This window comes from Flavobacterium sp. UMI-01 (genome assembly GCF_019656315.1).
Taxonomy (GTDB): Bacteria; Bacteroidota; Bacteroidia; order Flavobacteriales; family Flavobacteriaceae; genus Flavobacterium.
The window spans coordinates 257,455-270,156 of sequence record NZ_BPLU01000019.1; the positions used below are offsets into that span (position 1 = coordinate 257,455).

The 12,702-nt window shown below is 35.1% G+C and carries 11 protein-coding genes; all 11 read right to left on the minus strand.

The features are described 5' to 3' along the window. The gene (locus tag K5R64_RS08500; protein WP_220762632.1) at positions 1-726 is read right to left on the minus strand and encodes a cell division protein FtsQ/DivIB; all 726 of its coding nucleotides are present in this window, start codon (positions 724-726) and stop codon (positions 1-3) included. After that, complete coding sequence (gene murC / locus K5R64_RS08505; RefSeq protein WP_220762633.1) at positions 710-2,062, minus strand: UDP-N-acetylmuramate--L-alanine ligase; 1,353 nt, start codon at positions 2,060-2,062, stop codon at positions 710-712. The genes K5R64_RS08500 and murC overlap by 17 nt, the downstream gene beginning before the upstream one ends. An 88-nt stretch (positions 2,063-2,150) precedes the next feature. Next, positions 2,151-3,239 (minus strand): undecaprenyldiphospho-muramoylpentapeptide beta-N-acetylglucosaminyltransferase, encoded by a 1,089-nt coding sequence (murG, locus tag K5R64_RS08510; RefSeq protein WP_220762634.1) that lies wholly within the window; start codon positions 3,237-3,239, stop codon positions 2,151-2,153. 19 nt (positions 3,240-3,258) lie between these two features. Further along, positions 3,259-4,551, minus strand: coding sequence for an FtsW/RodA/SpoVE family cell cycle protein (locus tag K5R64_RS08515; protein WP_220762635.1), 1,293 nt, complete (start codon positions 4,549-4,551; stop codon positions 3,259-3,261). Between the two features lie 88 nt (positions 4,552-4,639). After that, complete coding sequence (gene murD / locus K5R64_RS08520) at positions 4,640-5,971, minus strand: UDP-N-acetylmuramoyl-L-alanine--D-glutamate ligase (RefSeq protein ID WP_220762637.1); 1,332 nt, start codon at positions 5,969-5,971, stop codon at positions 4,640-4,642. Between the two features lie 2 nt (positions 5,972-5,973). Further along, positions 5,974-7,203 (minus strand): phospho-N-acetylmuramoyl-pentapeptide-transferase, encoded by a 1,230-nt coding sequence (gene mraY / locus K5R64_RS08525; RefSeq protein ID WP_220762639.1) that lies wholly within the window; start codon positions 7,201-7,203, stop codon positions 5,974-5,976. A gap of 106 nt (positions 7,204-7,309) precedes the next feature. Further along, positions 7,310-8,776, minus strand: a complete 1,467-nt coding sequence (locus tag K5R64_RS08530) for a UDP-N-acetylmuramoyl-L-alanyl-D-glutamate--2,6-diaminopimelate ligase (protein ID WP_220762641.1) — start codon at positions 8,774-8,776, stop codon at positions 7,310-7,312. A 36-nt stretch (positions 8,777-8,812) separates the two neighbouring features. Beyond that, the gene (locus K5R64_RS08535) at positions 8,813-10,816 is read right to left on the minus strand and encodes a penicillin-binding protein (RefSeq protein WP_220762643.1); all 2,004 of its coding nucleotides are present in this window, start codon (positions 10,814-10,816) and stop codon (positions 8,813-8,815) included. Continuing rightward, entirely contained in the window at positions 10,807-11,154 is a 348-nt protein-coding gene (locus K5R64_RS08540; RefSeq protein ID WP_220762645.1) for an FtsL-like putative cell division protein, read from the minus strand. The genes K5R64_RS08535 and K5R64_RS08540 overlap by 10 nt, the downstream gene beginning before the upstream one ends. Before the next feature lie 14 nt (positions 11,155-11,168). After that, entirely contained in the window at positions 11,169-12,077 is a 909-nt protein-coding gene (rsmH, locus tag K5R64_RS08545; RefSeq protein WP_220762647.1) for a 16S rRNA (cytosine(1402)-N(4))-methyltransferase RsmH, read from the minus strand. Then, positions 12,052-12,525, minus strand: coding sequence for a division/cell wall cluster transcriptional repressor MraZ (gene mraZ, locus K5R64_RS08550; protein WP_220762731.1), 474 nt, complete (start codon positions 12,523-12,525; stop codon positions 12,052-12,054). The genes rsmH and mraZ overlap by 26 nt, the downstream gene beginning before the upstream one ends. Between the last annotated feature and the right edge of the window lie 177 nt (positions 12,526-12,702).

Sequence of the window (12,702 nt, forward strand, 5' to 3'; positions counted from 1 at the left end):
TTATTTAGTGCAAACTACTTGTTGTGAAAATCGAAGATCTATCTTCTTATAATTATACAAAGAACTATCTAAAATGGCTTTTTGATAAAAAGCTTTATAATTCCTAAATTTATCTTCAACTTTTATGATACTCCCGAAATCAATTTGATAATCAAAATCCCTATTGTGCATTTTTAAGCTTCCGTTAGGTCTAATTTCAATTGCAATGATGTTTTTTTTCAAAAATTCATCGTCATAAATAAAACGAAATAACGCAATCAATTTTTGCTCATTTTTTTCATTTATCACACCAGAAACCAGCGGAACTCTAGCTGTAAAATTATCCGACAAAGGCATTTTACTTCCCTCATACCCAATATAAAAAGAACTATTTTCATCCAAAACCCTTGCTATTGGGGTCTTTTGTTTCACTACAGCCTTGAGCACACCATCAATACTCACAAACACATCCGATTCTTCAATCATATCATTTGCATCTAGGGTATTTTCTAGCTTATTCAAATCTAATTTATCTTTTTCAATGCTTGAAGCATTGCTTCTATTTTCTATTAACAATTTATTAACCGCTTCTCTTTTTAAAAACAAAGGATTATCTCCTACAAAAACAACAACTGATTTTTTTAATTTTCGGTTATTATTTCGATGAGAAGTAAAAGAATAAAGCGAAATAACAATCCCAAAAATCAAAATCAACCGAATGTTGGACCAACTAAGTAATTTTTTCATTTAGTTTTTGTTTTATTGTTCCTACCAATTCTCCAATATCTCCTGCTCCTATTGTTACAACAACTGGCGCATCACTATCCAAAATAGCATCTATCAATTCATCTTTGGCAACCAATTTCTTATTTTTGGACTCCATTTTATTCATTAACCAAGTGGATGTAATCCCTTCCATTGGCAACTCTCTAGCAGGATAAATCTCCATTAATATGGTTTCATCAAAAGCAGACAAACTTCTTGCGAAATCATCAGCAAAATCTTTAGTTCTACTAAACAAATGTGGCTGAAATATAGCCAAGACCTTCTTTCCTGGATACAATTCTCTCACTGCCTGATGCACGGCATCAATTTCAGTTGGATGGTGCGCATAATCATCAATGTAAACAAAATCGTCCGTTTTTATTTGATACGAAAATCGTCTGCGAATCCCTTTAAATGATGCTAAGGCCGCTGCAATTGCGTCGGTTGGGGTGCCATATATATCCGCCATAGCAACAGCCATTAAAGCATTCATTAGATTATGTCTTCCTGGTAGTCCAAAACGAAAATCTTTTAAAACCCCTTTAGGAGTATTAACATCAAAAACATAACTGCTATTTTCAATACGCACATTAGTTGCACTGTAGATTGCTTGTTCATTAACTGCCACAGTTACCCCTTTCAGAGGCAAATCATTGGTCACAATCAAATTTTGTTTATCCTCAATTTTATTTGCAAATTCCAAAAATGACTTTTCAATTTCATCACTAGTACCATAAATATCTAAATGATCTGCGTCCATTGAAGTCACACAAGCGATATTTGGGTGTAAATGCAAGAACGAACGATCAAATTCATCTGCTTCCACAACAGTTACCGTCTTCCCATCTCCTATTAAATTAGAATTATAATTCTCAACGATACCACCAATAAAAGCTGTAACATCAGCACCGCTTTGAAATAAAATATGTCCTAAAATACTAGATGTAGTAGTCTTTCCATGTGTCCCAGCCACTGCAAAGCAAAAGGTATCTTTGGTGATAATACCTAACACTTCGGCACGTTTTTTCACATGGTAATTACGCTCTAAAAAATAATTCCATTGCGTATGCGCTTTAGGCACCGCAGGAGTAATAATCACCAATGTATTTTCTACATAATAATTTTCAGGGATTAAATCAATTTGGTCTTCAAAATGAATATCAATTCCATTGGCTATCAACTCAGAAGTTAAAATGGTTGGCGTTTTATCATAACCCGAAACATGCTTTCCGATATTCTTAAAATATCGTGCCAAAGCGCTCATGCCAATACCTCCAATTCCGATAAAAAAAACGTTATGTATTTGATTTAAATTCATTTTATTCTCTTTTTCAATCACCACGTACAGCAACAACCTACATCGTAATTGTATTAATTATGCTTATTTACACTTCTTATTCTGATTGCTATTTAATCAATTTCACAATTTCGTCAGCAATTAGTTTGGTTGCCTCAGGCATTGCCAATGCTTTAATGTTTTCACTCAACTGAGCTTGTTTCCCTTGATCTTTCATCAAAGCTTCAAAAACCACACTAAACAAGCTATCCAACTCTTGTTCTTTCAACATTAATGCCCCTTTTTTATCAACGATAGCTTTGGCATTTTTAGTTTGATGGTCTTCGGCTACATTAGGTGAAGGAATAAAGATCACAGGTTTCCCTACTATACATAATTCCGAAACCGAAGAAGCACCTGCTCTAGATATAATCACATCCGCGGCTGCATAAACCAAATCCATCCTTTCGATAAAGGCCACAACTTGTACCGAACTAGAATTGTATTTTTTATACTCTTCAAAATAAAGTTTCCCGCATTGCCATATCACTTGAACACCTTGAGCTACGATACTTTCTAATTCTTTTTCAATCAATTGATTTACCCTTCGAGCACCTAAACTTCCACCAAGTACCAACAAAGTTTTTTTATTGGAATCCAATTGAAGGTACTTAATTGCTTCGTCACGTTTGTTTTCTATAGCTATTAAGTCTTGGCGTACAGGATTACCTGTTACTTTCATTTTTTCTTTTGGAAAAAAACGTTCTAAATTTTCGTAAGCCACACAAATAGCATCCGCCTTTTTGCTTAATAATTTATTTGTAATCCCGGGAAACGAATTTTGTTCTTGAATGACTGTTGGAATCCCTAACATATTGGCCATTTGCAATAAAGGTCCGCTGGCGAAACCACCAGTTCCTATCACCACATCAGGTTTAAATTGTTTTATTATTTTTCTTGATTTTAATAAACTAGCGATTACCTTGAATGGAAACATCATGTTTTGCAAGGTTATTTTTCGCTGTAAGCCTGCAATCCACAATCCTTTGATAGCATAACCTGCTTGAGGAACTTTTTGCATTTCCATTTTGTCCTCAGCGCCCACAAACAGAAACTCAGCATCAGGAAAACGTAGCTTTAACTCATTAGCAATGGCAATGGCTGGATAAATATGTCCTCCTGTTCCACCTCCGCTCAATATGAATCGATATGGTCTCATCTTACTATCAATTAGATTTTTATTTATTCAAAACGGCATTCATTGGATTTGACATTTTATCTTCAATTGAAAAATCTTGATTTAATGCCTCTTCATCTGCTAAGATTTTTTCATCAATCAATCTTTGCAAAGCTTCTTCTCTTTTAGCTGCCTCTTTTTGCTCTTGTTCTATTTCTTCCTCTTTTTTCGTTACTCCAATAATTATTCCTAAAGCGATACACGTCATCCAAATCGAAGTACCACCGCTACTTATCAGTGGTAAGGTTTGCCCTGTAACTGGCAATAATTCGACAGCCACAGCCATATTAATCATGGCTTGAAAAATCATTGGAAACCCTAGACCAATAACCACTAATTTTCCGAATGTCGTTTTTGCTTTATGAGAAGCTACCAAAAATCGAAACAACAATAAGAGATATAACAATAAAACTCCAAAACCTCCCAAAAGACCATACTCTTCTACAATAATGGCATAGATAAAATCAGAGGAGGATTGAGGTAAAAAATTCTTTTGCACACTCTTACCTGGTCCTAATCCATAAATTCTCCCAGAAGCAATAGCAATTTTTGCTTTTTCAATTTGGTAATCATCTTCATCAGGTTTGTCTGTTGTAAAATTTTCGATTCTACTTTCCCAAGTCGCCACACGACTAAAAAATTTGGAATCAGGAAAAGCTTTTGCTAACAAAACAAAAAACAACAAGGATACGACACCCATCCCAATAATATAGCTCAAATACTTTAAAGGATATCTTCCAATAAAAACCAACATGACCACCATAGAAAACATCAGCGCTGTGGTGGAGAAATTTGATGGCAAAATAAACATCAAAGTCACAAAAACAGGCAACCACAATTCTTTGACAGATTCGATAAAGTCAATAGGCGTTTCTCTGGTTTTTGAAAGATACCGCGCTACATAAATGTATAAAACTAAGGCCGCTAAGGCCGAAGGCTGGAACGATATACCGATGAACGGAATTTGCAACCATCTACTAGCATTAGCACCACCAATTACAGTTCCTTTAATCATTGTAATGGCGAGAATCAACCATACTACGGGCAATAAGAACCTAGAAAAAGACCTAAAATATTGATAAGGAATCTTATGAAACACATAAATTATTGCAAAACCACAAACCACATGTCCCAAATGCTTAAGCAAATATCCTAATGTATTTCCAGTCCCATGACCTAAATAAGCCAGATTACTACTCGCACTAAAAACAGGCATAAATGAAAATAAAGCCAATAAGGCCACAAAGGACCAAATCCCCTTATCTCCTTTTAAATTGCTTATTAGTTCTTTCATTTTTTTAGATTATGGTTTATATTATGAGTTAGGCGTTCTACATTATAATTACTCTAACACAAACGCTAACTTGAACCGTTAAAAGTCATTACAAATTTTGAACAGCCTGTTTGAATTGATTGCCTCTATCTTCATAATTTTCAAACAAATCAAAACTTGCACAGGCTGGAGACAATAATACAGTATCTCCTTTTTCACTCAATCGTTGCGCCATAACAACCGCTTCTTTCATAGAGGTAACTTCAACCATCACATCCACGACATTCCCAAAAGCATCAATTATTTTCTTATTATCAACACCTAAACATACAATGGCTTTTACTTTTTCACGAACCAAAGCCATTAATTCATTGTAATCATTTCCTTTATCCACACCACCTACTATCCAAACTGTTGGCGTTGTCATACTGTCTAAAGCAAAAAAAGCTGCATTTACGTTAGTCGCCTTTGAATCATTAATGTATTGAACGCTTTGAATTTTCAACACTTTTTCAAGACGATGTTCAACTCCTTGAAAATTAGACATACTTTCACGTATCGTTGCTTTTCTTACTTGCATCAATTTTGCCACAGAAACTGCTGCCATTGCATTTTTCATATTGTGTTTTCCTTCTAATGCAATAGTCTCTGTTTCCATTTTAAATTCGTCTTGGTTGATTGTAATTTCCATAATATTATTTTGTATAAAGGCTCCCTCAGTAAATGTTTTTGACAATGAAAAAGGAATTAATTTTGCTTTTGTTTTATTGTTTTGTAACCAATTGGTAATTGCTTCGTCATCGGCATCATAGATTAAATAATCGTCTTCGGTCTGATTCATTGTAATCCTAAACTTTGCTGCTATGTAATTCTCGTACTTATAGTCGTATCGATCTAGATGATCTGGGCTTATATTGGTTATAATTGCGATATGGGGCTTATAATTTATAATTCCGTCCAATTGAAAACTACTTAATTCCAGAACATACGAATCGTAATTTTCATCCGCTACCTGCCACGCAAAACTCTTCCCTATATTTCCCCCCAACCCTACATTCAAACCTGCCGATTTTAACAAATGATAAGTAAGCATTGTGGTCGTGGTTTTACCATTACTCCCTGTAATACCTATGGTAACTGCATCTGTAAAGGGAGCCGCAAATTCAATCTCTGAAATGACTGGAATTCCCAGCGCCACCATTTTTTTGACAATAGGCGCTTTGTCTGGAATTCCGGGACTTTTCATTACTACATCAGCATTTAAAACTAAATCCTCTGTATGTTTTTCGTCCTCCCATTTAATTTCATTATCTATAAGAACTTGTTTGTACTTTTCTTTTATTTTGCCAAAATCCGATACAAATACATCGTATCCTTTTTTCTTGCCTAATAGGGCTGTACCAACGCCACTTTCGCCGCCGCCTAAAACTACTAACCTCATCTTTATCTTAGTTTTAATGTAACAATTGATAAAATGGCTAATAAGATGGCCACTACCCAAAACCGCGTCACAATCTTACTCTCATGATACCCTTTCTTTTGATAGTGATGGTGCAAAGGAGACATTAAAAATATTCTTCGGCCTTCGCCAAATCTCTTTTTAGTGTATTTGAAATAACTCACTTGCAATACCACAGAAAAGTTTTCGACCAAGAAAATCCCACACAACAAGGGAATTAAAAGTTCTTTCCGAACGGCAATGGCCAAAACAGCAATGATTCCACCTATAGTTAAACTTCCAGTATCTCCCATAAAAACAGAAGCAGGATAGGAATTATACCAAAGAAACCCTATCAACGCTCCTACAAAAGCAGAGATAAAGACAGTCATTTCTCCCGAATTAGGGATGTACATTATATTTAGATAATTAGAAAAAATGATATTCCCCGAAAGAAACGTAAAGATGCCTAATGCGAGCACCGATATGGCTGAAGTTCCTGCTGCAAGCCCATCGATTCCATCAGTTAAATTGGCACCATTAGAAACCGCAGTGATAATAAAAATAACTACTGGAATAAAAACCAACCAAGCCCATTTTTCATATCCTTCACCAGTCCAAGCCAATATTTCGGCATAATCAAATTCATTATTTTTAAAAAACGGAATGGTGGTAGCGGTCGATTTCTCCTCTACAGGAGCAGGATAAATCAAATTTTCAGTAGGGATTTTGAAAACATCTCGCTTGCTCGTATCGGTTCGCACCACAACATCGGGACTAAAATACAATACATACCCTACTATCAAACCCAAACCTACTTGACCAAAAACCTTGAAGATGCCTTTTAATCCTTCTTTGTCTTTCTTAAAAATTTTGATATAATCATCAATAAAACCAATTGTCCCCATCCATAAGGTGGTAACTATCAATAATACAATGTAGATATTTTGAAGTTTTGCAAACAGCAACACAGGAAGTAAGGTCGCAAAAATAATAATCAGTCCGCCCATAGTAGGTGTTCCCGCTTTTTCATTTTGACCAGCCAAACCAAGTTCTCTAACGGTTTCTCCCACTTGTTGCTTTCGCAAAAAAAGAATTATGCGTTTTCCGTAAATAGTGGACAGCCCTAATGAAAAAATAAAGGCTAAAGCTGAACGAAAACTGATGTACTGAAAAACGCCAGTTCCAGAAACATCTAATGTTTTGTTTAAATATTCAAAAAAATAGTACAACATATAAGTTCTTTTTTAAAATCCAAATTCCGATTACTCAGAAACCACAATATTTTACCTTCTCAATTCCAATTTTTCAATGGAATTTGGGATTTAATAAATGATAATTTTATTTCCCCAATTCTTTTAACAATTCTTTTACCGTTACCATGTCATCAAAATGATGACGTACGCCTTTAATTTCCTGATAAGTTTCATGTCCCTTACCAGCAATCAAGATAATATCATTAGGACGCGCCAATTGACAAGCAATTTTAATGGCTTGTTTTCTATCAGTAACAGACAATACTCTTTTATAATTTTGAGCCTCCACCCCTTGTTCCATTTCACTAATAATCATATCAGGCTCTTCATTTCTCGGATTATCCGAAGTAAGAATTACTTGTGTACTCAACTCAGAGGCAATTCTGGCCATTATCGGTCGTTTGGCCTTATCCCTATTACCGCCACAACCTACAACTGTAAATAGTTGTTCATTTTTGGTGCGAATATCATTAATTGTTTTTAGCACATTTTCCAATGCGTCAGGAGTGTGAGCATAATCTACTATAGCTGTAATATTACCTTCCGAAACAATAAATTGGAAGCGTCCTGAAACACTTTCTAAATCCGACAACAATCTAAGGGTTTCGAGACTTTCCATACCTAATTCAATCGCAGTACCATATATTGCCAATAAATTATATGCATTAAAAGTTCCAATCAATTTAACCCACACTTCGTTATCATTAATCTTTAACAATAAACCTGACAACTGATTTTCTAAAATTTGTGCTCTATAATCTGCGTAGGATTTCAAAGCATAGGTACACTTTTTAGAAACGGTATTTTGCAACATGACCGCCCCATTTTTATCATCAATATTGGTAATGGAAAAAGCTGTCGCAGGTAAATGATCAAAAAAAGATTTTTTTACATCTCTATATTCTGCGAAAGTGGCGTGATAATCTAAATGGTCATGAGATAGATTGGTAAAAACACCTCCTGCAAAATGCAAGGCTTCTGTCCTTTTTTGATGAATTCCATGAGAACTCACTTCCATGAAACAATATTGCACCCCAGCCGCTCTCATTTCGTCCAGATAATGATTGATTGTGATAGAATCAGGCGTGGTGTGTGTCGCTTTATATTCTAGGGCATCTACCATTATTTTAACTGTCGAAATCAACCCAACTTTATATCCTGCCTTTTGAAACAACTGAAATAATAAGGAAGCTATTGTAGTCTTTCCATTTGTACCTGTAATTCCTACTAACTTTAAATCTTTAGAAGGGTTTTCAAAATAATTGGCGGCCATAAATGCCAAAGCTTTGTTGGTATCCTCAACTTCTATATAAGTAATTCCTGCTTGAAGCTGTTCTGGAAGAGTATCGCAAACAATAACTTTAGCACCCAACTCAATTGCTTTTGGGATAAAATCATGCCCATCCGCTTGCGTCCCTCTTATGGCTATAAAAACATCATTAGGTTCTAATTTTCTTGAATCAAATTCTAATTTATTGACAAGAACATCCGTAGTTCCTTTGACCGATTCTATAGCTACTTTATATAATATGTCTTTTAATAATTTATTCATTGCTTGGTTATTTTTCTCCAAATCTTAAAAGAGGTCCTACATTAATTCCAACATAATGGCAGTATTCTTGACAATCGTTTGTCCTGCTTGCAAGGACTGCGACTTAACTTTACCTAATCCTTTTGCTCTCACCTTCAAACCTAAATTCTCTAATAAAGCAACCGCGTCCATCCCAGGCATCCCTTTTACATTCGGAATTTTTGTTTGTTGCTTTTGAAGAGTAGCAAAATAGGTATTGTAACTCTGTTCTTGTTTTGGGATTTTTTTATTAATGTTTTTTATTTCATTAGTTGAAGGAACATCCGTAAAAATCTTTTGAGCTATTCTTTTAAAGACAGGCCCAGCAACATCAGCTCCATAATAGTTGTTATTTACAGTACTGGGTTTATGCACTACCACTATACAGGAATATTTAGGCTCATCAACTGGAAAAAATCCAACAAAAGAAGAGGCATAATATTTTCCAGCACCTCCATCTTTACTGTAATTAACCTGAGCCGTTCCTGTTTTTCCAGCCATCGAAAACTCTTTCGTATATAATTTAGACCCAGTTCCTTTTTTAACTACATTTTTCAAAACTTCTTTTAGTTTCAAAATAGTTTCCTGAGAACAAATCTTCGGGTTAATCACTTCAGTTTCAATTTTTTTTATGGTTTTATTCCATTCCTTAATTTCGGACACAAAATGAGGTTTCACCATAACACCATTATTAGCTACAGCATTATAATACGCTAAAGTCTGCATAGGCGTTACCGAGACCCCATATCCAAAAGCCATCCAAGGCAAAGAGATATTAGACCACCTTTTACTAGAAGGTTGTGGAATATAGGGCGTCCCTTCTCCTTTAAAATCCATATTTAATTTTTTATTTAAACCATACGCATTGATATGATTTACAAAACGAGACGGATTGTCTTTATAGGCTTCGTAAACTGCTTGAACCATTACTGTATTAGAAGAAAGCTCAAAACCCCTAGCCAATGAAATTTTACCATAACCTCCTTTATGAGAATCCCTAACTGCTTTTCCTGAATACCGAATCTCTCCACCTTTACTATCATACACAGAACTTGTATCAGCTGCTTTATCTTCTAACAAAGCCATTAAATCGACTAATTTAAAAGTAGAACCTGGTTCGTGGGATTCGGCTACCGCATAATTTGTGGTTTCATAATAGGTTCCATCTTGAGCTCTTCCTAAATTAGATATCGCCCTAACAGCACCTGTTTTGGTTTCCATCACAACCACACAACCGTGATCAGCCTCATATTCTTGCAACTGCTTCAACAACGCATGATGTGCTATATCTTGAATATAAACATCAATTGTAGATATCACATCGTATCCGTCTTGGGGGTCAACTTCATTAATGTCTCGAATAGGTTTCCATTGTCCTTTGGCAATTTTTTGTTTTAAAATTTTACCGTCTTTACCATTAAGATAATCTCTATACGCCCATTCGATTCCTTTTCCGTCAAAAGTACCTTCACCTACTTTTCTTTCGTAGCCAATTGTACGCTCTGCAATTTTCCCAATTGGATGCTCTCTTACCGTTTTTTGCTCTACAATTATTCCCCCTTTATAAGCTCCTAATTTAAACAAAGGGAAATTTTTAATTTGAATGTATTGCGTATAGCTCAAATTTCGAGAAATCAAATAATACCTGTTATTTGTCGCTCTGGCTCTTCGGAGTTCGTTTTGAAAATAATTACTCGATTTGCCCAAAACTAGCGCAAGAGAATCAGATAAGGCCGCTATATTTTTTTCAAAAACTTCAGCTTTCGGAGCCAATGCATCAAATCGAATTTCATAATTTGGAATAGAAGTCGCTAATAAACTTCCGTCAGAAGAATAGATATTTCCTTTATTGGCTGGAATCACAAAATTTCGAACCGTTCTCTCCTTGGCCAAACTTCGATAATATTCCCCTTCTACCCACTGAATATTAGTCAATTTCACAGCAATAGCAATCGCCATCAAAAAGATGACAAATGCCACTAGGTACATTCTATACGATATGTATTTTTCCTCTACTGCCATATTCTTTTGAAAAAACTTTTCTCTTCTTCTTTTTTAACTTTTATTTTAACTGGTGGCACTGTGGATGGATAAATTTCTCTATCAACCATTTTTACAGATACAGTGGATTCCATTCGTAGTTTCATCAACTGAGAACGTCTGTCCACAAATTCAGAACGCAATTCTTTAACCTCTCCTGTTAAGGCTGCTATTTTAAAAACCTTCTGTTCGTATCGCTGCGTATTGGCAATCATTATTATAGCCAACAAAATCAAAAAAACGATAAAACGCCAATTCTTAATCGCATCTTCATCGATTAGAAATTTGGCTTTTAACAAACTGTATATTCCGTTTTTCATCTTTAAAATAGCTTCTATTTCTTTTCAGCAATTCTCAACTTAGCCGAACGTGCTCTATTGTTTAATTTAATCTCAGCTGCATCTGGAATTATCAATTTACCTACTGACCTAAAGGGAACAGAGAAGTTTCCAAAAAAATCACGCTCAGGTTCTCCTTCAAACAATCCGTTCTTCATAAACCGTTTTACTAATCTATCTTCTAACGAATGATACGATATAACACTTAGCCTTCCTTCGGGTTTTAATATTTCTAATGATTGCTCTAAAAATTCTTTCAAAACATCCATTTCCTGATTAACTTCAATACGTATCGCTTGATAAATTTGCGCCAAGACTTTATTACGAACCTTTTCTGGCAAGTACTTAGCCAAAACTTCTTTCAATTCATCAGTAGTTTTTATAGGATGATTGGTTCGAGCCTCAATAATTGTTCGAGAAAGTGCTGGTGCATTTTTTAACTCGCCATAATCATAAAACACGCGTCTTAAATTAGCATCATCGTATTCATTAACCACTTTATAAGCGTTTAAAGTGTTCTTCTGACTCATTCTCATATCCAATTCAGCATCAAAACGAGTTGAAAAACCTCGAGCCGCAACATCAAATTGATGTGAAGAAACGCCTAAATCCCCTAATATCCCATCAACCGACTTAGCTCCATAAAAACGCAAAAACCGTTTAATAAAACGGAAATTCTCATTAATCAAAACAAAACGATTATCATCAATCGCATTGGCTAATGCATCTTCATCCTGATCAAACGCAAACAATTTTCCATTTGGCCCCAATCGTCTCAAAATCTCTCTCGAATGCCCTCCTCCTCCAAAAGTCACATCCACATAAACCCCATCAGGTTTTATATTCAAACCATCCACTGATTCTTGTAATAAAACTGGATTATGATATTCCATTGTCGTCGTCATTTAAATTTCCCATTACATCTTCGGCCAAATCAGCAAAATCAATATCGTCTCCACTGATAGATTGCTCGTATAAATCTTTATCCCATATTTCTACAATATTTACAGCAGAAGAAAAAACAACATCTTTTGAAATATTTGCAAAAACGACCAAATCTTTCGGAACCAACAATCGCCCTAAAGAATCAATCTCAACCATCTTAACTCCGGCAGTAAAACGTCTGATGAAGTCATTATTTTTTTTAACAAAGCGGTTAAGTTTATTGATTTTGGCCATCATTAAATTCCACTCTTCCATAGGATACAATTCCAAACAAGTTTGAAACACAGAACGCTTCAAAACAAAACCGTCTTGAAGAGAGGCAGTTAACTGCTTTTTTAAAGGCGCAGGCAACATCACACGCCCTTTAGCATCAACTTTACACTCATATGTCCCTACAATTGTATTCAAATTTTCTTTATTACGAATTGATTTAAGCAAAAATATAAAAATTATTACCACAATTTACCACAAAATACCACTTTGTTAATAAGTTTAACCACATTTACCCTTGAGACCTTAATTTTTGGAGGTTCAACGCATTAGCTATTCAAAAGAAGCGCAGTAAGAATATTCAACAGCACCAAA

Bases quoted from the DNA above. Each gene is read 5' to 3' on its own strand.
- rsmH (WP_220762647.1), bottom strand. From the start codon at position 12,077: ATGACGACGACAATGGAATATCATAATCCAGTTTTATTACAAGAATCA.
- murD (WP_220762637.1), bottom strand. From the start codon at position 5,971: ATGAGGTTAGTAGTTTTAGGCGGCGGCGAAAGTGGCGTTGGTACAGCC.
- K5R64_RS08515 (WP_220762635.1), bottom strand. From the start codon at position 4,551: ATGAAAGAACTAATAAGCAATTTAAAAGGAGATAAGGGGATTTGGTCC.
- K5R64_RS08540 (WP_220762645.1), bottom strand. From the start codon at position 11,154: ATGAAAAACGGAATATACAGTTTGTTAAAAGCCAAATTTCTAATCGAT.
- murG (WP_220762634.1), bottom strand. From the start codon at position 3,239: ATGAGACCATATCGATTCATATTGAGCGGAGGTGGAACAGGAGGACAT.
- mraY (WP_220762639.1), bottom strand. From the start codon at position 7,203: ATGTTGTACTATTTTTTTGAATATTTAAACAAAACATTAGATGTTTCT.
- K5R64_RS08530 (WP_220762641.1), bottom strand. From the start codon at position 8,776: ATGAATAAATTATTAAAAGACATATTATATAAAGTAGCTATAGAATCG.
- K5R64_RS08535 (WP_220762643.1), bottom strand. From the start codon at position 10,816: ATGGCAGTAGAGGAAAAATACATATCGTATAGAATGTACCTAGTGGCA.
- murC (WP_220762633.1), bottom strand. From the start codon at position 2,062: ATGAATTTAAATCAAATACATAACGTTTTTTTTATCGGAATTGGAGGT.
- K5R64_RS08500 (WP_220762632.1), bottom strand. From the start codon at position 726: ATGAAAAAATTACTTAGTTGGTCCAACATTCGGTTGATTTTGATTTTT.